19 protein-coding genes, 10 tRNA genes and 2 rRNA genes are annotated in these 23013 nt (G+C 38.4%); 5 read left to right on the top strand and 26 right to left on the bottom strand.

The genetic code is table 11. The features are described 5' to 3' along the window. Positions 1-9 precede the first annotated feature (9 nt). Entirely contained in the window at positions 10-2274 is a 2265-nt protein-coding gene (gene helD / locus ACFYKT_RS19440) for an RNA polymerase recycling motor HelD (RefSeq protein WP_389222899.1), read from the top strand. Positions 2275-2323: 49 nt separating this feature from the next. On the opposite strand, the gene ACFYKT_RS19435 is transcribed toward helD, so the two are convergent. From ACFYKT_RS19435 to ACFYKT_RS19410, 6 genes are all read right to left on the bottom strand, one after another. Then, on the bottom strand, positions 2324-3433 hold the full coding sequence (locus ACFYKT_RS19435; RefSeq protein ID WP_389222897.1) for a mechanosensitive ion channel family protein: 1110 nt from the start codon (positions 3431-3433) through the stop codon (positions 2324-2326). A gap of 183 nt (positions 3434-3616) precedes the next feature. After that, on the bottom strand, positions 3617-4765 hold the full coding sequence (locus ACFYKT_RS19430) for an AI-2E family transporter (RefSeq protein WP_389222895.1): 1149 nt from the start codon (positions 4763-4765) through the stop codon (positions 3617-3619). 14 nt (positions 4766-4779) lie between these two features. Next, positions 4780-5406, bottom strand: coding sequence for a hypothetical protein (locus ACFYKT_RS19425; RefSeq protein WP_389222893.1), 627 nt, complete (start codon positions 5404-5406; stop codon positions 4780-4782). 267 nt (positions 5407-5673) lie between these two features. Continuing rightward, positions 5674-6177 (bottom strand): methylated-DNA--[protein]-cysteine S-methyltransferase, encoded by a 504-nt coding sequence (locus tag ACFYKT_RS19420; protein ID WP_389222891.1) that lies wholly within the window; start codon positions 6175-6177, stop codon positions 5674-5676. Next, positions 6161-7078, bottom strand: coding sequence for a DNA-3-methyladenine glycosylase family protein (locus ACFYKT_RS19415; RefSeq protein ID WP_389222889.1), 918 nt, complete (start codon positions 7076-7078; stop codon positions 6161-6163). The genes ACFYKT_RS19420 and ACFYKT_RS19415 overlap by 17 nt, the downstream gene beginning before the upstream one ends. Before the next feature lie 12 nt (positions 7079-7090). Continuing rightward, on the bottom strand, positions 7091-7648 hold the full coding sequence (locus ACFYKT_RS19410; protein ID WP_389222888.1) for a bifunctional transcriptional activator/DNA repair enzyme AdaA: 558 nt from the start codon (positions 7646-7648) through the stop codon (positions 7091-7093). A gap of 197 nt (positions 7649-7845) precedes the next feature. On the opposite strand from ACFYKT_RS19410, the gene ACFYKT_RS19405 reads away from it, so the two are divergent. Then, complete coding sequence (locus tag ACFYKT_RS19405) at positions 7846-9132, top strand: methyl-accepting chemotaxis protein (RefSeq protein WP_389222886.1); 1287 nt, start codon at positions 7846-7848, stop codon at positions 9130-9132. A gap of 198 nt (positions 9133-9330) precedes the next feature. Here the strand turns inward: ACFYKT_RS19405 and ACFYKT_RS19400 are convergent, their stop codons facing one another. The 4 genes from ACFYKT_RS19400 to ACFYKT_RS19385 form a co-directional block, all read right to left on the bottom strand. Continuing rightward, positions 9331-10203 (bottom strand): putative RNA methyltransferase, encoded by an 873-nt coding sequence (locus ACFYKT_RS19400; RefSeq protein ID WP_389222884.1) that lies wholly within the window; start codon positions 10201-10203, stop codon positions 9331-9333. Positions 10204-10623: 420 nt separating this feature from the next. After that, positions 10624-12492: an ABC transporter ATP-binding protein gene (locus ACFYKT_RS19395; RefSeq protein WP_389222882.1), complete on the bottom strand. Its 1869-nt coding sequence runs from the start codon at positions 12490-12492 to the stop codon at positions 10624-10626. Continuing rightward, on the bottom strand, positions 12489-14213 hold the full coding sequence (locus ACFYKT_RS19390; RefSeq protein WP_389222880.1) for an ABC transporter ATP-binding protein: 1725 nt from the start codon (positions 14211-14213) through the stop codon (positions 12489-12491). Before ACFYKT_RS19390 ends, ACFYKT_RS19395 begins: the two co-directional genes overlap by 4 nt. A gap of 1 nt (position 14214) precedes the next feature. After that, complete coding sequence (locus ACFYKT_RS19385; RefSeq protein ID WP_389222878.1) at positions 14215-14685, bottom strand: MarR family winged helix-turn-helix transcriptional regulator; 471 nt, start codon at positions 14683-14685, stop codon at positions 14215-14217. Between the two features lie 188 nt (positions 14686-14873). On the opposite strand from ACFYKT_RS19385, the gene ACFYKT_RS19380 reads away from it, so the two are divergent. Next, positions 14874-16349, top strand: a complete 1476-nt coding sequence (locus ACFYKT_RS19380; protein WP_389222876.1) for a flavin monoamine oxidase family protein — start codon at positions 14874-14876, stop codon at positions 16347-16349. Positions 16350-16455: 106 nt separating this feature from the next. Here the strand turns inward: ACFYKT_RS19380 and ACFYKT_RS19375 are convergent, their stop codons facing one another. Genes ACFYKT_RS19375 through ACFYKT_RS19365 form a run of 3 tightly spaced genes read right to left on the bottom strand, consistent with a single transcriptional unit; the run spans position 16456 to position 17726 of the window. Continuing rightward, a complete protein-coding gene (locus ACFYKT_RS19375; RefSeq protein ID WP_389222874.1) occupies positions 16456-16770 on the bottom strand; it encodes a DMT family transporter in 315 nt (104 codons plus the stop codon). Further along, complete coding sequence (locus ACFYKT_RS19370; RefSeq protein ID WP_389222872.1) at positions 16770-17096, bottom strand: DMT family transporter; 327 nt, start codon at positions 17094-17096, stop codon at positions 16770-16772. Before ACFYKT_RS19370 ends, ACFYKT_RS19375 begins: the two co-directional genes overlap by 1 nt. 30 nt (positions 17097-17126) lie before the next feature. Next, positions 17127-17726: a TetR/AcrR family transcriptional regulator gene (locus ACFYKT_RS19365; RefSeq protein ID WP_389222870.1), complete on the bottom strand. Its 600-nt coding sequence runs from the start codon at positions 17724-17726 to the stop codon at positions 17127-17129. Between the two features lie 280 nt (positions 17727-18006). Here ACFYKT_RS19365 and ACFYKT_RS19360 point away from each other — a divergent pair, with 280 nt between their 5' ends. Continuing rightward, positions 18007-19740, top strand: coding sequence for an ABC transporter ATP-binding protein (locus tag ACFYKT_RS19360; protein ID WP_389222868.1), 1734 nt, complete (start codon positions 18007-18009; stop codon positions 19738-19740). A 278-nt stretch (positions 19741-20018) separates the two neighbouring features. Here ACFYKT_RS19360 and ACFYKT_RS19355 read toward each other — a convergent pair whose 3' ends face one another. Continuing rightward, positions 20019-20618, bottom strand: a complete 600-nt coding sequence (locus ACFYKT_RS19355; protein ID WP_389222866.1) for an undecaprenyl-diphosphatase — start codon at positions 20616-20618, stop codon at positions 20019-20021. Between the two features lie 588 nt (positions 20619-21206). On the opposite strand from ACFYKT_RS19355, the gene ACFYKT_RS19350 reads away from it, so the two are divergent. Further along, positions 21207-21338 carry a hypothetical protein gene (locus ACFYKT_RS19350; RefSeq protein ID WP_389222864.1) on the top strand — a complete coding sequence of 44 codons (132 nt, stop codon included), beginning with the start codon at positions 21207-21209 and terminating at the stop codon, positions 21336-21338. A gap of 98 nt (positions 21339-21436) precedes the next feature. Here ACFYKT_RS19350 and ACFYKT_RS19345 read toward each other — a convergent pair. From ACFYKT_RS19345 to ACFYKT_RS19290, 12 genes are all read right to left on the bottom strand, one after another. After that, positions 21437-21510 (bottom strand) — tRNA-Ile (locus ACFYKT_RS19345). A 6-nt stretch (positions 21511-21516) separates the two neighbouring features. After that, positions 21517-21592: transfer RNA gene (locus tag ACFYKT_RS19340), tRNA-His, on the bottom strand. A 15-nt stretch (positions 21593-21607) separates the two neighbouring features. Continuing rightward, positions 21608-21678: transfer RNA gene (locus tag ACFYKT_RS19335), tRNA-Trp, on the bottom strand. Between the two features lie 10 nt (positions 21679-21688). Next, positions 21689-21761, bottom strand: a tRNA-Phe gene (locus tag ACFYKT_RS19330). 144 nt (positions 21762-21905) lie between these two features. Beyond that, positions 21906-21982, bottom strand: a tRNA-Asp gene (locus ACFYKT_RS19325). A gap of 3 nt (positions 21983-21985) precedes the next feature. Next, positions 21986-22059 (bottom strand) — tRNA-Met (locus ACFYKT_RS19320). Between the two features lie 169 nt (positions 22060-22228). After that, positions 22229-22321: transfer RNA gene (locus ACFYKT_RS19315), tRNA-Ser, on the bottom strand. 11 nt (positions 22322-22332) lie between these two features. Further along, a tRNA-Met gene (locus ACFYKT_RS19310) sits at positions 22333-22406 on the bottom strand. Positions 22407-22439: 33 nt separating this feature from the next. Then, positions 22440-22515: transfer RNA gene (locus tag ACFYKT_RS19305), tRNA-Val, on the bottom strand. Between the two features lie 33 nt (positions 22516-22548). After that, a tRNA-Glu gene (locus ACFYKT_RS19300) sits at positions 22549-22623 on the bottom strand. Between the two features lie 44 nt (positions 22624-22667). Then, positions 22668-22784, bottom strand: a 5S ribosomal RNA gene (gene rrf, locus ACFYKT_RS19295). Positions 22785-22840: 56 nt separating this feature from the next. After that, positions 22841-23013: ribosomal RNA gene (locus tag ACFYKT_RS19290) — 23S ribosomal RNA — on the bottom strand; the annotation flags it as partial.

The raw sequence follows: 23013 nt of genomic DNA, 5'->3' as shown, positions 1-23013 counted from the left end.
GAGATTTATATGTCATCTGAACAACAGCACCCCGATTTTCAACAGGAAATTCAACATTTGGACTTTACGAAAAAGTATATTGATGTGGTCATTAAAACAGCTGAGTCGAGTAAAGATCAATTTCAGGAAAACATGAAGGAAGCCTTCCATGATATTGACTGGCTCGAATCAAGTATGAGTTATTTATCCCTTTTAACAAATGCCCGTTTTTTCGAAATGTCACGTGATGAATTGAAAAATTTAAAGATTGCCAGAAAAAAGCCTTATTTTGCGAGACTCGATCTCTTAAGAGAAGGACTGGAAGAGAAAGAAAGTTTATACATTGGTAAAACCTCGCTTTACTCACGAGAAAATCAAGAACAAATCATCGTTGACTGGCGATCACCGGTTGCCAATCTCTACTATGAAGGCAGACTTGGGGAGGTCCATTACGAATCATATGAAGAAAGCTATAATGGCTATCTCTCACTGAAGCGGCAATTCATGATTGAGAACGGACAGCTTGAAGAAATTCGCGATATTGATTTAACAACAACGGACGAATTGTTGCAAGAATCTCTAGCCAAAAGCTCAAGCAATCGTCTGACAGAAATTATCTCCACCATTCAGGAAGAGCAAAATCGAATTATTCGAGCTGATTTAAATCGGCCCATTATCGTACAAGGTGCAGCGGGAAGCGGAAAAACAACCATCGCATTGCACCGAATCAGTTATTTCATCTACCAATATAAAGAAAACTTTGCCCCAGAGCAGCTCATGATTCTGGCGCCAAGCCGCTTGTTTATTGACTATATATCTGAAGCATTGCCAGAGCTTGGGGTTGAACGAGTTCGCCAGACGACCTTACAGGACTATATTCAAGCTTGCATCGGACAGAAGCTTACAATCCAAGAAGACAATAAGCTTGTTCGACTGCTCGAGAATGCTGACAGCGACGAAACAAAACTCACTGCATGGGCCTCTTCCATAAAGGGCTCCCCTGTCTTTCAACTTATTTTGTCTAATTACATCGCGACCATTTACAAATCCTTTTACCCTTCAAAGGATTTCACTGTTGATAAATTTCGTCTGTTCAGCCATAAGAAATTCATTCAGCTTTTTAAGGATGATTATAATTATCTCCCATTGTATCGAAGACTAGATAAACTTAAAGCCGTTCTTCAAAATGATCTGGCCAAGAAAAAGAAGAATATAATTAAAAAGATAGAAATCTATTATGACGAACGTATCGAACGTGCGCTTTATCGTGGGAATGATCCGGAGAAAAGAAGGCAATACGTATCAGATGCACTCGATAAGAAGGCTCTTAGACTAGCAGAAATTAAAAAAGCGATTCGAAATGCAGTCCCTGCTTATATGAGACAGTTTCCGAAAAAGACGCTCATTCAATACTATCAAAATCTTTTCAGTGATCCATCAGATCTTTGCAAATGGGCTGAAGGTCAGCTGACAGAGAAGGAAGCTGTGGCCCTGTGCCAATATAACACTGCACTCAAATCCAAGAAGCTTTTTGAAAGAGAAGACCTAGCACTAATGCTATATTTACAAGTGCATCTCTTCGGCATCCCAAAAGAGTTGAAAGCAAAAAATATCGTCATCGACGAAGCACAGGATTACAGCTTTATGGAGCTGCTTTCCTTAAAAAAGGCACTTGATACAGACATGTTTACACTTGTGGGTGACCTTGCGCAAGGAATTCATTCCTATCGAGGGCTATCATCCTGGGATCGTGTTATGAAAGAGATTTTTCCAAGGGCGACATACACGGAGCTGCAAAAAAGCTACCGAACAACCGTGGAAATTATGGAAAAGGCTAATGAGCTTTTGCGCCTACTTCCCTACTCTTTCCCTGAAGTTGAACCAGTTGTTCGGCACGGAGAAAGTCCAAAGTTTATAAAAAGAAAGAACGGGAAAGCGCTCGTTACACAAATCGAAAATCAAGTTGCCCGTTTAAAAAAGGAAGATTATAAAACAATCGCAGTCATCGGGAAGACAATGAAGGACTGCCGACTCCTTTATGACCTTTTCAAAGAACATTCCCATGAGCCTGTAAAATTACTTGAAGAACAAGAAAAAATCCCAAAAGACGAAATGGTCATCGTGCCCTCCTTTCTAGCAAAAGGCTTAGAATTTGATGCAGTTATGATCATCTGTTTGGAAGAAACCTTCTCACGAGAATCAGAATTAGACATCAAGCTGCTCTATGTTTCGATGACAAGGCCATTACATCGTCTATTCTTTTATGGAACACAGAAAGAGGATTTTATCATTTAAACAAAAAGCCTGCTCCGATAAAAACTGGAGCAGGCTTCTTACATAAGAATTATGAATCTGTATTTAATTGTGGCTCTACTTTCTTTTGCTCTTCCTCTTCAGAATCAAGAAACAGCTTTCGGCTTGGCATGGCTACATACGCTGTATAGACCCCTTCACTTTCAAGGATATCCATAATTGCAAAGTTAATTGATTCCTTGATCTTTAAGTATTCTCCCCAATTTGTCGTGTTTGTGAAGAAATACAAGAAAATCTCTAATCCATTCTCCATGTATTTATCAAATGTTACATAAATCGTGTCAGGATGAACACCAGGATGATCTTTCAATACAGCTTCAATTCTCTGGACCACATTTTCTAATTTCTCTTTCGGCGTATCTAGAGTCACTTTTAAATTAAAGGTAATTTGCCGCTTCCCCATTTTACTCCAATTCGTAATCGGCTCATTTGCCAATGTGGCATTCGGAACAGTCACAAGCGCCTGCGCGGATGTTCGAATGACAGTACTTCGAAAAGAAATATCTTCTACCGTTCCTTCAACACTCGGTGTCATAATCCAATCACCAATTGAAAAGGGCTTTTCCGTTATGATAACGACGCCACCAAATAAATTAGCAAGAGCATCCTTTGCTGCCAGTGAAAAGGCAAGTCCGCCTATTCCTAAGCCAGCCACTAGACCGCTTATGTTATAGCCAAACTCTTGTGCAATGATACTAAAGCTAATCATAATAATAATGACCCGAATGGCCTTTGATAAAAACGGGATGAGTATTTCATCAATTTCCGTATTTAATTTTTTATTAAGCTTCGCAAAAAGAAGCGATGAGGAAGATGACAGATTAAATAATCCCCAAGTAATAATAAGAATAACAGAAGAGCTCATTATATTTTGAAAAAGCGGATTCGTTTTCTCCATAAAAGGAAAATAGCCTGAGGCTACATACACCCCAATGATAATGAACAACCACTGAATCGGTTTTTCAAATGCTAGAAATATATGTGAAAAGAATGCACTTGGTGCTTTTCTGCTTATTTTTAATAAAAGCGAAAATACATATTTCGCAAAAATTTTCCTAAAAATTAAAAACAGTAATAAGATACCGATTGAAATGCCCAGATCCTTTAAGTTTTCATAAGACCATACGAATTCCCATGACATAAAAATGAATAACCTCCTTAAAAGTTATTTTCTTATAATAGCATACTCGGCTTATATGAAAAGCGAAAAAATAACTAGTACACTTCTGTTTATATGGTCAACTACCATAAAAGGTAGCCTAAAAAGGCTACCTTTTGGATTAACTAACTATAAATAGAATAAAGTACCTTAATAAAGCTTGAACTACTCTCCCAAATCATACTTCTCTTCCTCTTTAACATAGCGATTATAACGGGCTTTTAATAAGTAGATAATCTGACCAAAAATCGTACGTATAATCGCATAGGCAGGAATACCGATTATGACTCCGATTACACCAAATAATTTGGCCGCAGTTAAGAGAATAAAAATAATAGTAATTGGGTGGATTTTCAGTGATTTCCCCATTATTTGCGGTGAGATCAGCTTCCCTTCGATTAACTGGACAATCGTCCATACGATAGCCAATTTCAAGACCATAAATGGAGATGTAACAATGGCAATAATAATAGCTGGCGTTATTGCAATGGTTGGTCCTAAATAAGGAACAATGCTTGTTACACATGCAAGAAGAGCCAAAATTAATGGATAATCAATTCCGATAATAAGAAAACCAATATACATCATGATCCCAATACACCAGCTGACCAAAATTTGCCCTTGAATATAGCCTTTTAGCTGCTGATCAATTTGTATAAAAATATTCTTTATGCTTGGTCTAATTTTAGGAGGAACAATCGTAAAAATTAGTTTTGGAAGCTTTTCTCCTTCTAACAATAAATAGAAAAGAATAAATGGAACAACAATTAATGCTAGTGCAAAGTTCGTTATTGATTTTACTAGATGCAGCACACTTTCTACCGTATTACTAAGCAGCATTGTTGCATTATCTCCAGTTGAAACAAAGAATTCATTCACAAAATCAGTGAAATCCTTATAGTATGGGGCAAAGTAAGAGCGTTGAATCCAGCTTTCAAATGCCCGATTAAATTCACTCCAATAAGTCGGAAATGACTCAAATAAACTAATGGCTTGATCGATGAAAAAAGGAATAATAGCGATGAAAATAAAAATAATAGCAACCGAAAAGAAAAGAAGAAGCACTAGAATGGCCCATACTTTCTTTATACCTAAAGTAACTGCGAATTTTACAATTGGACGAAGCAAATAATAAGCTGCTAGTGAGAAAACAATTGGTAAGGCAGTCGTTTGAATTAACGCAATAATTGGCTGAAAAACAAATGAAATATGATTAAATAAGAAGACATTTAAACCAATTAACAAAAAGAACACAAAAATGTAAAGTGTTGTTCTACCACCTAAATAACCAATGATCTTAGACGTATTCTTCAATAGTCATTACTCCTTTATATATAGCTTACAATCGACTTCGCTTTCTTTAGAAAAAGTGTCCCTAAATTAAATAGTTGATCCGTCATTTTTGTTTCATTAACCATTTCATCTGCATACTGACTTTGCGGGACTAAATAAGAACGAAGCTGCCCCTCATATAATAAAAGAAACTTCTCGCCATTAACCAAGTCATATGGTTTCATCAGGCTAGGTGGTTTACTGTTTGTGGCGACTCCACCGCTCCTTAAAATCGTTGCTACAAATTCCGAACAAAAAAAGGCTCCTTCTCTATTTATTTCTTTATTAAACAGGACTCCGAAAAGACCGATAAAATTATATTTATACATTTGCTGCTCAACTTCTATTTCTTGAACCGCTTTTAACATTTGCTCATACTCAACGGCTGAAACAGAGCATTTGTAAATGGCACATTCGGCTTTTTCGAATAGCTTCCCATTCAGATTTTCCTTTACAAAGCCACCGATAAATGGGTTGTTTACACGCTTACGTCCAAAGCTATAGGTTGTATCTAATTCTTTTGTAAAGGAAATGGAAGCATGGTTTAATGGATGCTTCGTAAACCTTCTAATTATTTTGGTAAGTACTGTCCCTGTATCTGTCAGAATAATATAAACTTCCATTTCATTTCCCCCTTTTTAACAACCAGAACAAGACCTGCATTCTCTTTTTCAGGTCGCCGCCTCATTTCTTCTTACTCTATCTTCCTATAAATCCTCTAATTAATGAACAATCGTTAGTTCCATCTTCATCTAGGACCAGAGTCTTATTATTATTAAATACGTTCAAATAAGGTTTCAAGTTTCACTTGTACTATTGAAAGAAGAAAAAAACACGATGAAAGTTGGGATCTCCCCAAATTTTCATCGTGTTTTTTAGAAAACTCTCCATTAAACTTGCTTAACCTCTGCTGCCTTGCCCTGTACTGCCTTTTCATGCTGAAGCAGCCACTCCTTTCTCCATAGACCACCTGCATAACCAGTTAATTTCCCATTTGATCCAATGATTCGGTGACAAGGAATAACAATGCTTAACTTATTTTTTCCATTTGCACTTCCTACCGCTCTAATCGCTTTTTCATTTCCAATAGAAACGGCGATATCTTTATATGATCCCGTTTGCGCATAAGGAATATCGGTTAATGCATGCCAGACTGTTTTTTGAAAGTCAGTTCCTTCAAAGGTATAGGGAAAGGAGAATTCTTGAAGCTCACCTTTGAAATAATTATCTATTTGCGAATAGCAGTCTGTTAATACCTTAGGTGTATCCTCTTGAAAGCTATTTGTAACTATCTCTTGATCAGAAAACAAAATAGAACAAATCGCTTCATCTGTTCCGATAATTTCTAAAACACCAATGGGTGAATCATAATCTAATTTATATTGCTTTGTCATATAAAGACCTCCATAAATAAAAGGTAGCGTATGCTTGCCAGCCTTCCCAATTCTTGGCCAGCCCTTCAATTTCCTCAATACCTGGCTTCCGCTCAAGTCCTAATTGAACTTTCAATGCATTATGAAGCCCAACATCTGCTATCGGGAAGGCTAAAGGATGCTGCAAGCATTTCATCAATACATAATCCGCCGACCATGCTCCTATTCCTCTAATCGCCATTAGCTTTTTCTTCATCGGCTCATAGTCCTGAATCTGAAGCAACATTTCCTTCGACAGCTCACCAGCTGTCATTGCCTTTGCAACGCCAATCATGTATTCAGCTTTCCGAGCAGTGAATTGAAGCTTCCTCAAATCCTCCACATCAATCATGGCAATTTTTTCATAGCTTGGAAACAGCCAAAACGTTTCTCCTTCAAAACTCAAGCTTTCACCATACTGTTCTACAAAACGTTTTTTTAGCTTGTAGGCAAAAGTTAGATTGATTTGTTGGCCAATAATCGCCCATGTCAGCGCTTCGAATAAATCTGGAATACAAATCATTCGTAATCCGTAATAGTTATCGACTATATTCTTTAGAACATAATCCTGTCTTGCCATTAAGTAAAACGTTTTCAAGTCTTCATTTAAATTAAACCATTCCCATACATAAGCTGCAACTTCTTCACGCTCATTTGTAGTTGGAGCAATTAATGGAAATTCAACACGGATAGAATCAGCTGTGGAGCCGATTTTAATTAAAATACGTTTATCGTTTACTTTGATCAATTTATATAAATAATTATCGCTTATTTGATGAAGTACTTCTTGGTCAGACCGATTTAAGAACTGTAAACACTCTGCAAAATTCAACTCTGCAGGTGGACAGAGTTCAATCAATGTTTTATGATCAATCCATTTCATTGTCGCTGCTCCTTAATTATCAAGGTTTCGATATTCTGTAGGTGAGCAATTTTTCAAACGGCGGAACACCTTGTAGAAATTAGACGGGCTCTGAAATCCAACTTCATAGCAAATATCTAGATTTGTTCGATCCGTGCTTTTTAACAAATAGGCTGCTTTATCCACACGAATCTTCTCCAAATACGTTCGCGGTGTTTCGGACGTTTCCTGTTTAAATACCCTTTCTAGATAAAAAGCACTCATATCTACATGGTCCGCTATATCTTGTAACACTAGCTTTTGTTTATAGTGATTGATTAAAAAGGCAATGACATTCCGGACAAGGTCAACATGTGGGGAAAATTCAACTTCTGGCTGACATCTTTTACATGCACGGTAACCTGCAGTTTCAGCTTTAGCCATGTCATCGTAGAATTCCACATTTATTTTCTTCGGCTTTCTTGACCGGCAAGAAGGGCGGCAGTAGATTTTGGTCGTCTTCACAGCTGTATAGAATAATCCATCATATGTACGATCACAGGCCATAATTTTCTCCCACATTTCATCAAATGACATTTGAACCCTGGCCATTCATAAACCGCCTCCTTCTCTACATTCACTCTATTCTTTGTTGTTCCCCATTTTAACAAATAATCGATCCTAAATTCGTCCTCATTCTTGCCCTTATGGTCTATTTAGTTTCTATTAAAATTGTATTTCCTCCTTTATTTATAGTAAATTTATACTAGGATATTTCTTATATTGTACGAAGGTAGGCGGATCATCTTATGAATAAAGTTAAAAATATATCAATCCGTACGCGTATCATGGTTCTAGTCTTTTTGGCTATGTTTATCTCTAATGTTTCTTTGATTATGACCTTGTCCCATTCGCTGTATGGCAATCTTTTTCAAATTATCACAGTTGGGGTGCTAATTAAAGCAATCATTATCTTTGTTATTTTTGAATTTCTCGCAGCTTTCTTCTCAGAGTTTCTTCTTGTTCGGCCTTTGAAAAAGGGAATTGTGCTTGCTGATTCCATTGCAAATAATGACCTAACGGCAACGATTGAAACACAGCAACAAGGGGAAGCTGGACAGATGATACGCTCTCTTTTAAGAGCGAAGGATAATTTAAAGAAATTAATCGCAAACATCCAAAGCTCTTCCAATCAGGTTTCTTACTCCTCAGAAGAATTGAATCATATTATTGTTCAAGCAAATGCGCAAGTACTGGAAATTAATGAAGGTGTAAAAAGTCTTATCGCTAGCTCGTACCAAAATGCCGAAAATATTTTGCAAACATCAACTGCATTAAATAACATTACAGATAGCTCGCAAAAAACGGCTGAACTTGCTTCTAAAATTGCTGAATCGACAAAGCTCGTTCATTCAGCAGCTGAGAATGGGAAAAGTTCTGTAGATTCAATTGTGGAAGTCATCAATGAGCTTGAATCTAACTCAAAAATTGTCAGCAGTGAAGTGATTGGACTGGAGGAACAAGGTCACAAGATTACCGAGATTGTCCATATTATTTCTCAAATCTCAGCCCAAACAAATCTACTAGCATTGAATGCAGCCATCGAAGCTGCGAGAGCCGGAGAGGCAGGAAAAGGATTTTCTGTTGTAGCTGATGAAGTAAGAAAGCTTGCCGAGGATACGAACAACTCCTTACAGGATATTGGCCAGCTTATTAAAGAAATGAATACGAAAACAGAAAAAGTAGTATCAGCTGTTTCCGCAACAGAAGAAAAAATTGAACTTGGCGTCACTCAATCCAATCAAGCAAAAGTCAATATCAACAAGATCATAGAAAGTATGGATCATACATTTGCCATGATAACGAATATTACGGATGGCGTTACCTCACAGGCAGCTTCACTTCAAGAAATGACAGCAACCTTGGATGATATTAACATAACGATTGAATCAGGACTAACTGTTTCAAATGAAATTAAAGAAAAACTCAATACACAAGAAGCACTCTTTCATAAAATTGATCAAACATCAGATGAAATGGTTGCACTATCTGAAAATATGAATGAGCTAACAAACGTATTTAAATTAGAAAACTAACAATCTCCTAATAAAATGATAAAAAATATCGTGCACAAGTGATTTCACAAATCGCTTGTGCATTTTTTTGATCATCAACAACTTTATGAAAGACCGTTTTGCAGTAAATCCCTTGCTAACTGTCCTTCATCACACTCATTCATGATAGTTCAGTTGCAAAGGGAGAGAATTCAACTTATTCTCTCCCTCATCTTCTAATTACTTATTGATTCCAACTAAAATAGCTAAATCTACTGTAATATCTGCAGTATCACTCTTGAGATACACATCCTTATTTTCTTTATCTGAAGACCAAGCAAGTGGAGTCATTTGCACTAAATTCCGCAGGTCTGTTTTAGCGAGTTTTTTTGTATAACATAAATCAATTACATCCAGCAGCTGAAAATTCTTTTTAAAAAGGGAAACCGTTGCCTCATTTCGATAGGCCTTTTTTTCATTGTTAGAAAAAAGCACTTCTCTCAATTCCTTTAGATAGTTCGGACCTGGCACAACTTTAATAACGATTCCTTCTGGAACAAGAACCCTTTTAAATTCCTTATAGTTGGAGGGGGAAAGGATATTCAGAATGACATGAATCGATTGATCCTGAAATGGCAATTTAGCCAAGTCTCCTACAAGCCAAATCGGCTGTTCATATTTCTTAGCAGCCTTAATAATTCCTTCTTTTGAAATATCAAGCCCCACCCCAGCTATTGTCTGACTCATACACCCATTCAAAATTTGTTGTAAATGCGAACCTTCTCCACATCCTGCATCAACAATCAGGCAAGAGGCATTAGAAGCACTCATATATCGCTTGATCACTTTCGATATTTCCTCATGCATCAATGTGTATAAGTGACTTGACGTAATCATGTGATGTCTTGCTTCAAACAACTCCTTATTGTAATGGGTATTGGATGGATGATTCATCAAGTTTAGATAACCTTGTTTCGCAAAATCAAATGTATGGTTTTTAACGCATATTAGACTCTTAAAATCGACCACTTTCATTGAACCTTTACAGATTGGACACCTAAATATAGAAGCAAATTCATTCACATATGCTGCTCTTTTTGTTTTTTTCGTCATATTCCCTCTTCCTTCCAAATCAAAAATCACAGGCAGACTGCCTGTGATTAGAGAGTAAAGGGAACAAAACCCATCCTTATTGGATTAGGGGCCAAAATAGCCATTGCTAAATAAACCTTCTATTCAACATACATAGGAAGGAAAATTAGACAAAAATAAAGAAAGGCAGAACGATCCGCCTTTCTACAAATGACATATATTCTATGGCAATGAAGATTATTAAAAAAGGACAGACTGATCCCGTTTACTCTGCAAGCACAAGCAGAGCCTTTGAACGTATTTAATTACGAGTTCAAAGCTGGGAATCGCAATCTGATGAAAAAAACCATTTTTAATAATCCTCCTAATAGGTAATAAGTACACTCATTATTATAGGATTGCTTATAGAAAATGTCAAAGTACTCTTATAAGCTAGCACTGCTACCCTACTGCTTTTTCCGAAAACTGGCTGTTATAAAGATCTGCGTAGAAACCTTTCGCCGCTAATAGGGTCTCATGTGTGCCTTGCTCAATCACCTTTCCTTGATCCATTACAAGTATTAAATCTGCATCTTTGATCGTTGAAAGACGGTGAGCGATAACAAAGCTTGTTCGTCCTTCTAACAATCGTTTCATGGCTTGCTGAATAAATACTTCTGTTCTTGTGTCCACACTTGAAGTTGCCTCATCCAATATCATAATTGGAGGATCCGCAAGAATTGCTCGGGCGATCGTCAGAAGCTGCTTTTGTCCTTGAGAGATATTAGATGCCTCTTCATTTAAAATCGTTTCATAGCCATCTGGCAGTGTACGAATGAAATGATCAGCATGGGCCGCTCGAGCTGCAGCAAAAATCGCTTCATCTGTTGCACCGTCTTTTCCATAAGCGATATTTTCTTTAATTGTTCCATTAAAAAGCCATGTATCCTGAAGTACCATCCCAAAGCTTTTTCTTAGATCCCTTCTCGACATATTTCTTGTATCAAGACCATCTATTTTTATCTTTCCGCCATTAAGTTCATAAAATCGCATTAAAAGATTAATCATTGTCGTTTTACCTGCCCCAGTTGGCCCGACAATTGCTACGGTCTGCCCAGGCGTAACATGAATGTTCATATCTTTAATTAACAATTCTTCACTATAGCCAAAGTCCACATGTTCAAAAGTGACAGCCCCTTTGGCACGTGTTAAATGCTCTTCCGTCACTTCACTCTTTTCTTCTTCTTCATCCAGAAGTTCAAACACACGCTCAGCTGCCGCAACAGTTGATTGGATAATATTTGCGATGTTAGCTGTTTGTGTAATTGGCTGTGTAAACTGCTTAGAGTAAGTGATAAATGCTTGGATATCACCGATTGTAATCGCTCGCTGTGTAACCAAAATCCCTCCAACCACACAGATGATTACATAGCTTAAGTTCCCAATAAAAAACATAATCGGCATGATAATGCCTGATATAAACTGTGCTTTACTTCCCGCCTCATACAATTCTTCATTCACTGCATCAAATTGGGCCACAGCTTTTTTCTCATGTCCGAAAGCTTTCACAACTTGGTGGCCAGTATACATTTCTTCTATATGTCCATTTAATTGGCCAAGCGTTCGCTGCTGATTAGCAAAATGCTTTTGTGATCTTTTCAAAATTGGCCCAATGGCAAATATGGAAATCGGTAAACTAACAATCGCAATTAATGTAAGGATTGGACTGATTGAAAGCATCATAATGATGATCCCAACAATTGTAACGATCGATGTAATGAACTGTGTCAAGCTTTGCTGAAGTGTACTGCCAATTGTATCAATGTCATTTGTTACACGGCTAAGTGTCTCTCCGTTGGAACGGCCATCAAAATACTTAAGCGGCAGCTTCTCAAGCTTTACATTTACATCCTCACGAAGATCATACACTGTTTTTTGAGCAACACTTGACATAATATACTGCTGTAAATAGCTAAATAAACTGCTAAATACATATAGTCCAGCTAGAATAAGCAGGATTTGGCCAATTTTTGCAAAGTCAATCGCAGCTCCTGGAGTACCCTGGAGCTTTCCATATGCACCTTCAAATAACTCAGTAATGGCTGTTCCCATGATTTTTGGGCCAACAATCATAAAAACTGTACTCAAAATGGCTGCAAAGAAAACAGCAATCAACTGATACTTACGAGGCTTCAAATAAGCCAGAAGACGTTTAAGCGTACCCTTAAAGTCTTTTGCCTTTTGCCCCATCATCATCATGCCGCCTCCTCCACCTGGACCTGGACCCTGGCCCGTCTGTTGACTTTCTTGAGGCTTTTTCTTCTTACTCATGCGATCTCCTCCTCTGAAAGCTGTGAAAGGGCAATTTCACGGTATACTTCATTCGTCTCTAGTAACTCCTGATGTGTTCCCATACCTGCAATACGGCCATTTTCTAATACAATAATTCGATCAGCATCCACAACCGTACTAACACGCTGGGCAACAATAAGCATGGTTGCATGAGTCGTTTCTTCTTTCAGCGCTTTACGGAGCTTAGCATCTGTCTTGAAATCAAGTGCAGAAAAACTATCATCAAAAATATATAAATCTGGTTTTCGGACAAGGGCTCTTGCAATCGATAATCTTTGCTTTTGTCCACCCGATAAATTAGAGCCGCCTTGTTCAATTTCAGCCTCAAAACCGTCTTTCATTTGACTAATAAAATCCTCGGCTTGTGCAATTCGAGCGGCATGCTCCATTTCATCCTGTGTAGCATCTTGTTTTCCAAAGCGAATGTTCTCAGCAATCGTCCCCGTAAAGAGCATCGCTTTTTGTGGAACGAAACCAATTTTTGAACGAACTTCGCTTTGAGCAGCTTCCCTAATGTCTACACCATTCACTCGAATAACTCCGCTCGATGCTTCATAAAAACGGGGAATCAAATTCACAAGTGTCGATTTCCCTGAGCCTGTTCCACCGATAATAGCAGTCACTTCACCTTTTTTTGCTTTAAAGCTAATATCTACAAGTGCTGGTTCTTCAGCTCCTGGATAACTAAAGGTCACATGCTCAAATTCTAGCATTCCTTGTTCACGATCTGCCTTAAGTGTCCCTTCATCAAGGAATGATGGTTTCATATTAAGCACTTCATTAATTCTTTTCGCAGACACAGCGGCCCGCGGAATCATAACAAACATCATAGATGCCATGACAAGTGCAAACATAATTTGCATCACATATTGGATAAAGGCCATCAAGTCCCCAATCTGCATGGCTCCATTATCGATGCGAATTCCACCAAACCAAATGATCGCAACGACCGTCAAATTCATCACAAGCATCATGACAGGCATCATGAACGCCATTACTTTATTCACTTTGATCGAGACATCTGTCAGTTCCATATTTGCTTGCTTAAGTCGTACTCTTTCTTCTGGTTCACGATTAAAAGCACGTATAACCCGGATCCCTGTTAGATTTTCTCGCAAAACAAGATTTAACCGATCCAGTCGTTTTTGTACCATTTGAAAAAGAGGCATCCCTTTATAGAAGATTAAAAGAATCGATCCAATTAATACTGGCATGGTAATAACTATCACAAGTGATAATTGCGCATCCTTTGAAACGGCCATAATAACCCCGCCGACTAGCATAATAGGCGCACTAACGACCATACGAAGCATCATAATGACAACCTGCTGAACTTGTGTAATATCATTGGTGGTTCGCGTAATCAATGATGCTGTTCCTATTTCATCAAATTCTTGTAGTGAAAATTTTTCAACATGGTTAAAAACCTTCCGGCGGATATCACGGCCTAATCCCATCGATGCTTTAGATGAATAATAGCTTGCAACAACAGAGGCAATCGCTCCTAGCGCTGAAACGAGCAGCATCCATCCGCCAATTTTCCAAATATAAGATGTATCTCCTAAAACAACACCTTTATCTACAATGTCCGCCATCAGTGTAGGTAAATAAAGCTCGGACATGGATTGAATGAAGACAAGTCCCAGAACAGCAGCAATTAGCCATTTATAAACCGATAAATGCCTTAATAATTTTATCAATTCACATTCCCTCCTTAGCTTGGGATTCTAAATAAGTAGCAATAATCAAATGGGATTCAAGCAAATCTTCATACTGTTTGTCTGAGAGCGACTCCATAGCAGCTTGGAATAAATGATGAATGCCGCCATCCTGAAGATGCATCTTTTTTAAGAAAGCTTCTCCCTCTTTAGTAATTGACAGCTGCATCTCTCTTCGATTGCTCTCCAATTGCTGCCGGTTTAGTAAACCTAAGCGAACGAGGCCATCCACCGCCTGGCTCAATGTACTCTTTGGCAGAAAGGTTTGCTCCCCTACTTGCTTTTGTGTCATTTCCTTTTGAAGGATAATTGTCATCAAAATCGTATATTGCGGAACGGATAAGCCATTTTCTACCGCTGTTTTCTGCACGAACCGCACAATATTCTTCTGTATACTCCAAAAGGAGCGCAATAATTGTGTTGAACGAATTAACTTTTCATTTTCACTCATCATTTTGTCTCACCATTCCTCCATTTCCAAACAGTTCATTATCGAACTGTTTGAATCAGAAGTATAAATTAACATTTTTTTATTTATCCCGTCAAGTTATATGTTCAAATAAAGTCTTTCTCATTCTATTGCAGCCAGTTAAGCATAACTTTCTACTTATGTTCATAATTTGAAAATTAGGAGGTGAGGATATGAACAGAGTTCCCACAAATTCATCTTCACTGAAGTACCCTGATGATATGCTTTCTATTATTAGAAACGGGCTAAAACGTGGAACAGCTCCAAAGAAAATCTTGATTGCAGGTGCGGGAATGGCTGGATTAGTGGCAGCTTCTTTATTGAAGCGTGCTGGACATAAAGTCACCATCATAGAAGGAAATACCCGTTTAGGTGGAAGAGTTTTTACTTTAAGACAGCCCTTTACACAAGGGAATTACGTAGATTTAGGAGCTATGAGAATTCCAAATACCCATTTACTCATCTTTGAATACATTCGCCGCTTCAAACTCCAAACTAACAAATTTATCAATTCAACCCCAAATGATCTAATTTTCGTTAATAATATCCTTGCAACACGTGAACAGTATGAGAAAAACCCCGATATTCTAGGATTTCCAGTTCAAGAGTCGGAAAAAGGGAAAACAGCTACCGAGCTATTTCTATCAGCGGTCCGCCCTTTTGTTGATCTTTATAATAAAAGTACCCCTGAACAGCAGGAGGAATTATTAAAGGAATATAGCAGATATTCGATGCAGGATTATTTAAAATACAACCCATTAGGGCCACCACTTTCTACTAATGCTATTCGAATGATTAGTGTACTGCTTGGTATTGAAGGATTTGAGGAATTATCCTTTGTTGGTATCTTAACTGATATCATCTTTCCAATTTTTAATGAGGATATCGAGTTTTATGAAATTCGTGGAGGAAATGACAAGATTCCTTTATCTTTCCTACCTGAGCTTCACAGTGATATTTATTATGGTCAAAAGATAGAAAAAATCTTTCAAAGTGATAGCAAAGTTCTTTTTCAGACGAGGAATCAGATAACCGGGGAATCTTATGCATTTTCTGGCGATTATGCCATAACAACTATTCCTTTTACAGCTTTTCAGTTCATTGATGTTATTCCTTACGATTCAATCTCTTTTCAAAAGTGGCAGGCAATTCGCGAACTTCAAAATGTGACATCAGTTAAAATTGCCATCGAATTTAAAAGCCCGTTTTGGGAGAGGCTCAAAGTAGGAAATGCCATTTCAGATCTGCCAACTCGATTTAGCTATATACCCAGTCATGGTGTTGGAAAACATGGACCTAGTATCCTACTCGCTAGTTATAGCTGGGGCCATGATGCGATGCTATGGAATAGCTTGTCTAAAAATAATATTATTTATTACACGCTCAAGGATTTGGCTAAGGTTTATGGAAATATTGTTTATCAAGAATATTTACAGGGGATTTCCTTCAATTGGAGTAAAAATCCATTCTCTGCTGGGTGCTTTACCTTATTTACGCCAGGTCAAATAGATGATTTTGGTGATTCCATTCATCAGCCAGAGGGAAGGCTTCACTTTGCTGGTGAACACACTTCCTCCTTTCATGGATGGATTGAGGGGGCTGTTGAATCTGGCATACGTGCAGCATATGAAGTGAATGAGCGAGCATAAAATCATCAAAAAAGCTGAACCTTTGGCTCAGCTTTTTTCAATATCTATCATTTATTAGAACCAACCAAAATATCTTTGTTCATACTTTACTTTAAAAGATTCTAATTTAGTTAACTACCTTTAACCCCACCACAGAAAATATAATTCCTAGAATACATAAAATACGAAGCCAGCTCTTTGATTCTTTAAAGAAAATCATTCCAACAACAGCAGCCCCAACCGTTCCAATTCCCGTCCATACGGCATAAGCGGTTGCTAAAGGAATAGTTTCCATCGCTTGCATGAGAAACTGAAAACTAATGATAAAGCCGGCATATAATATCACATTGTTCACTACACTATTGTTTTCAGCCGTTCTTTTTATCCCGATGACACCTATAACCTCAAACAAGCCTGCTAAAATTAGAAATAGCCAATCCATTAGTTCTCACTTCCTTTACTTGTTAATTTCAAGCCCATAATGCAAGCCAGTAAAAGCAATATTAACAAAATTCTCAGTAAGCTAACTTCCCCTCCGGAAAGCACTATCTCTACAATCGTTGTTCCAACAGTACCCATACCTGCAAATACTGCATAGACTGTGCCTACTGGCAGCACTTTTGTCGCTCGAATAATTAAGTCGAAACTTGCCAATATTGAAATGAGAACTATCAAGGTAGGGATCGACTCGTATTTAAATCCACTTGCCCATACCACTTCAAGTAGACCGCCGATGATAACATACAGCCATGCTTTTGATTCATTCATCTTGAACACTCCTTATCTATTCCTTGCATCCTACTTTTTACAAATGTTCTGTAGGTAATCTTTTATCAGTACGTCGATCTTCCCCTCATCAAATAATCCTTGATAAAGTATCGCTTGTGTAGTAATTCCATCAATAAATGCATGTAAGCTCATCGCACCTATCTCAAGATCAAAGGAAGCTTCAAGCAGCCTTTCTTCAAGTAAAGCAGTTAGCAACTGCCTGATCAGTTCTCTTACCGATGTATACATATTACGACTTAAAGTCTCTAATGCTGGATCCCTTAATGCCATGACTGAAAAGGCAAGCCATACTTCACATTCCAACTTATGCTCTTCATCCTGAAAAGGAATCAGCTGCTTAAGTATAGTAGCCACTGCTTCCGTTACTGCTATATCCTCTTGTACTGCATTTTTTACCCTGTCCTCCAATCTTTGTATCAGCAGCTCCATCGCATATATATATAGGTCATGCTGTGCCGGAAAATAATATTGAACAGATCCCATTGATAATCCGACTTCTTCAGCTATTCTTCTCACCGTTGTTTTTTCCAATCCAACACGTTTAATAACAGTCATCATCGCATCCGCAATTAATTCTTTTCGCTTGTCATGATCTACAATCTTAGGCATACATATGACTTCTCCTTGTTTTTTTAATACAAGTATATTAATATATTTTATGTTGGTCAACTATATTAAAAAAGGTTATTTTGCAAACATGGTTGCTTTTAACATTAGTGGATAAAGGTTGATTTCCGTTCCAGGATGCTCGCTTTCCACTCCAATCAACCAGCATTATTTTTCAACTTTTTTCACTCATGCAATTTTACTAATAGCCTAAAAAAGACAAAGCCCTTTTTCATGAACAAGCCATTAATAAAAATTATTTCTATGATAGGAGTTTATGTTTATGGAAAAAAAACAAACAAGTTTAAAAGACTTTTTCGCACTGATTGTCTCCTCTAACATTCCAAAGCTTGCACTAACCTTTGGCTTAGTGGCTAGCCTGATTACAACGATTGCAGGACTTGCTATTCCCCTGCTTACAAAAAATCTTATTGATGGCTTTTCTGTTGCCTCATTAAGTGTTCCACTCATGATTGCCATCGGTGCAGTATTTATTATCCAAGCAGTGATAGATGGTCTATCCATTTATCTATTAAGCATGGTCGGACAGAAGATAGTGGCCACAATCCGTGACCGCATGTGGATCAAGCTCATTCGATTGCCCGTAAGCTACTTTGACAAGCAATCAAGTGGTGAAACTGTGAGTCGTGTAGTCAATGATACCAATATCGTACGTGAATTGATCACTAGTCATTTTCCGCAGTTTATTTCAGGAATTATTACCATCATTGGCTCTATCGTCGTTTTACTAATCATGGATTGGAAAATGACGCTTCTTATGTTAATTTCAGTCCCAATCACCATTGTCATTATGATCCCACTCGGACAAAAAATGGCAAAAATCTCACGTGGGCTTCAGGATGATACTGCTACGTTTACAGGGCATCTTACCCAAACACTTAGTGAAATTCGCTTAATGAAGGCATCAACAGCTGAACAAAATGAAGAGGAAAAAGGATTGAAAGGCATTCAGAACCTCTTTCGCTATGGCTTGAAAGAGGCAAGGATATTTGCTCTTATTGGTCCAATTATGTACACGGTTGTTATGATTGTGATTGTCATGATTATTGGATATGGGGGCATGCGTGTTGCAAATGGAACAATGTCAACAGGTGCACTCGTTGCCTTCTTGCTCTACCTTTTTCAAATTATTTATCCTATCACATCCTTTGCCATGTTTTTTACCCAATTGCAAAAGGCAAAAGGCGCCACTGAGCGGATTATCGATATATTAGACCTTCCATTAGAAGAAGGTCAGGACGGGATTGAAATGGACATTAGTAATCAACAGATTCGAGTTCAAAATGTGTCCTTTTCTTATAGTGATGATGAGCCTGTGCTCGAAAACATTTCGTTAGAGGCACAGCCTGGCCAAATGATTGCTTTTGCCGGGCCAAGTGGCGGTGGGAAAACAACGATGTTCGGATTAATCGAACGATTCTACGAGCCAACCTCAGGCGATATCCTTATTGGCGAAACATCCATCAGCCAGCTATCAATGGAATCTTGGAGAAGCCAAATTGGGTATGTGTCACAGGAAAGTGCCATGATGGCTGGAACGATTCGGGAAAATCTAAGTTATGGTTTAGAAAATAGTGCTGATATTTCAGACGAGCGTCTGTGGGAAGTGGCAAAGATGGCCTATGCCGATCAATTCATTGAAACATTCCCAAAAGGGTTGGACACAGAGGTCGGTGAGCGTGGAGTTAAATTATCAGGCGGGCAAAGACAGCGAATTGCTATTGCACGCGCCTTCCTGAGAGATCCAAAGATCCTCATGATGGATGAGGCAACCGCAAGCCTAGATAGCCAATCAGAGAGTGTTGTCCAACAAGCCTTAACCCGCTTAATGGAAGGACGGACAACATTTGTCATCGCCCATCGATTATCAACGATCGTCGATGCAGACCAAATTATTTTCATTGAAAACGGAAGAGTCACTGGTACTGGAACCCATCATGAATTAACACAATCACATACCCTCTATCGTGAGTATGCTGAGCAGCAATTGGCCTAAAAAAATCCCATCCCCTAATAAGGGAATGGGATTTTTTACATATCATCAGTTCAATGTTTTTCCAGGATAGCAAAATAAAAAGTTAATTTTTATTTTAGGCGATCGAATATTGATATATAGCCATTCGACAAATTCTTTAATCAAACGTTTGATTAAAAATTGCTATATTAGTAACTAAGGCGATTTTTTGTTCGCTATTACAAAATGAAAAAGGAGCGCCCAAAATCAGTTATCCTGACTTTCGAAGCCCTTTTTGTTTACTCAAATCAGTGATATATTTAGAGATCCTTTGACTTCGTTTTAGAAGGCAAAATATAACCTTCACCCTTTTCGTATAACTTCAATAATTTCTGAATGAAGCTTATCCTAGGAACGACATAGTAAACAGCGATTGCTGAAATTATACTGATTAATGCCCCTACTGCAACATCAGCAGGATAATGCACACCAACCCACATCCTCGAAATTCCTACTAAGATAGCTGCTATCATCCATAACAAACCGTACCCTCTTTTAAAAAGCCAAAAAGTCATACAAAATGAAAAGAAAAGAATCGTATGGTCACTCGGAAAGGAATTCCCTACTGTCTTTTCTATTAATTGATTCACGTTCGTCAATTCAACAAAGGGCTGATAGTTTGAATGAAATGTTCCAGCTAGTTTCCCTAATATTTCAGCTATCATAAATGTAAGCACTGCACTTATGACCATCATTCTATTGTTGCGCCCACGAGTAAACCAATAGATAATTGTTGCCAGTGCTAAAAGATATACCGTATATTCAGCAATGAAAACAAACGGAGGATTTAAGTATGTGTATTCTTTCCCTAAGTCATTAACCATTCTAAATACATCGATATTTGTTTCTGAAAAAGCCATTAATTCTTTTCCCTCCTATTTCCTTCCCTATACTACAATTATGGCTTATGCATTGTAAATAGGAAATTTGTTTTCCTTACATTACCTTACACTTTTGTAAGCTAATCAGGTCCTGTACGCCGAAGTCTAAGAGAAAGACAAACGGACTTCTATTCCGCTATTTCATAAAAAAGGATTAATTCTAAGAATTTGCGGACTCAGGTTCTGCTATTAGTGTTCGGCATAGTAAATTTAGGATAATTATGATCAATTAACGGAACTGGTGTCCGCTAACTTCGCAATAATAGGGAATATTATCTGAATAGCGGAATGGATGTCCATTAAATTTCTGAGCGAATCATGGTTCCTTTATGAGCTACCTCATTTTATAGTTATCAGTGCAAAAGTGTTATTGATGTATTTAAGATTTTCTCCACATTATTAGAACCGCTTACCCGCAAAATTGGAAACCTTTATATTTATAGGAATATTATCCTTAGTTATTTAGCATGATAAGTATTGGCTACTTGTTGAACTGCTTCTCACATATAAATAAAGTTCATAACAGCCTATTAGTTTAAGTACTATTTTATTACTAAGGAGGAAACTATGGCGAAAAGAGAGAAAAAGCAGAATCAATCACTTACTGGAGGAAATGATACAGAATTTGGAGCAGAGCTGGGACTAAGTAAAAAGGCTAGAAAAAAGGCAGCAAGAGACAGTAAAAAGCGAAATAAATAAAAACAGGGATAACCATCCATGCTTTTTGCATGGGTAGTTATCCCTTATCTTATAAAAGTAAATTACTATACAACAAAACATTATTCATTTTACACTTATGGGCCTAAATGGACTCGAACCATCGACCTCACGCTTATCAGGCGTGCGCTCTAACCAGCTGAGCTATAGGCCCCTAATATGGGGCGACTGATGGGAATCGAACCCACGAATGTCGGAACCACAATCCGATGCGTTAACCACTTCGCCACAATCGCCATCTTATTATTAGACAGGGGTAGTAGGAATTGAACCCACACTGGAGGTTTTGGAGACCTCAGTTCTACCTTTAAACTATACCCCTAAATTAATGATGGCTCAGGACGGAATCGAACCGCCGACACAAGGATTTTCAGTCCTTTGCTCTACCGACTGAGCTACTGAGCCGTATATAATAAAATTCCTAATTAATGGTTGCAATAAAAACCTGTGCTCAAAAATTCTCACGAATTTCCTCGCAGATCGCCGCTGAAGCTTAGTCATAGATGTTAGCGATCCTCTACCGACTGAGCCAAATAAAGTTTTAAAAAATGGCGGTCCGGACGGGACTCGAACCCGCGACCTCCTGCGTGACAGGCAGGCATTCTAACCAACTGAACTACCGGACCAAATTGCGGGGACAGGATTTGAACCTGCGACCTTCGGGTTATGAGCCCGACGAGCTACCGAGCTGCTCCACCCCGCGATAGTAATAATAAAATGTTTTTCTTATGCTTAAAGCTTGCAGATTAAATAGCCGCCCCGATTTCAGGTTGATTATTCAAGTAGTAGCTCAATCGGTGCGCTGAAGAATATTCTTCGAAGCGTATTCGATCGTGCTCCACCCCGCGATAATAATATTCTATAAAATAAAATGGAGGAGGAAAGGGGATTCGAACCCCTGCGCGGTATGACCCGCCTGTCGGTTTTCAAGACCGATCCCTTCAGCCGGACTTGGGTATTCCTCCGAATAATTTAATAGCGGCAGAGGGGATCGAACCCCCGACCTCACGGGTATGAACCGTACGCTCTAGCCAGCTGAGCTACGCCGCCAAATTAAAAGATGAACTAAATTTATTTAAATAATGGTGGAGGATGACGGGATCGAACCGCCGACCCTCTGCTTGTAAGGCAGATGCTCTCCCAGCTGAGCTAATCCTCCAAATTACACAATATACATATTTAGTATATCAAATGGTGACCCCTACGGGATTCGAACCCGTGTTACCGCCGTGAAAGGGCGGTGTCTTAACCGCTTGACCAAGGGGCCAATAATATAAAATTAGACAAAATAATAGCCCCTATTGGGGCTTAGCCTGGCGGCGTCCTACTCTCACAAGGGGACAGCCCCTAACTACCATCGGCGCTGAGAAGCTTAACTGCCGTGTTCGGGATGGGAACGGGTGTGACCTTCTCGCTATCGTCACCAGACTATTTTTAGTTGAAGGATTATTCCTTCAAAACTAGATAACAGACAGACATCATTTTTGGTTAAGTCCTCGACCGATTAGTATTTGTCAGCTCCACGTGTCACCACGCTTCCACCTCAAACCTATCAACCTGATCATCTTTCAGGGGTCTTACTAGCTTGACGCTATGGGAAATCTCATCTCGAGGGGGGCTTCATGCTTAGATGCTTTCAGCACTTATCCCTTCCGCA

This window comes from Cytobacillus mangrovibacter (genome assembly GCF_042865275.1).
In the GTDB taxonomy this organism is placed as follows: Bacteria; Bacillota; Bacilli; order Bacillales; family Cytobacillaceae; genus Cytobacillus; species Cytobacillus mangrovibacter.
Note: the sequence above shows the minus strand (reverse complement) of the source record. Positions and strands in the feature narration are given on the sequence as shown.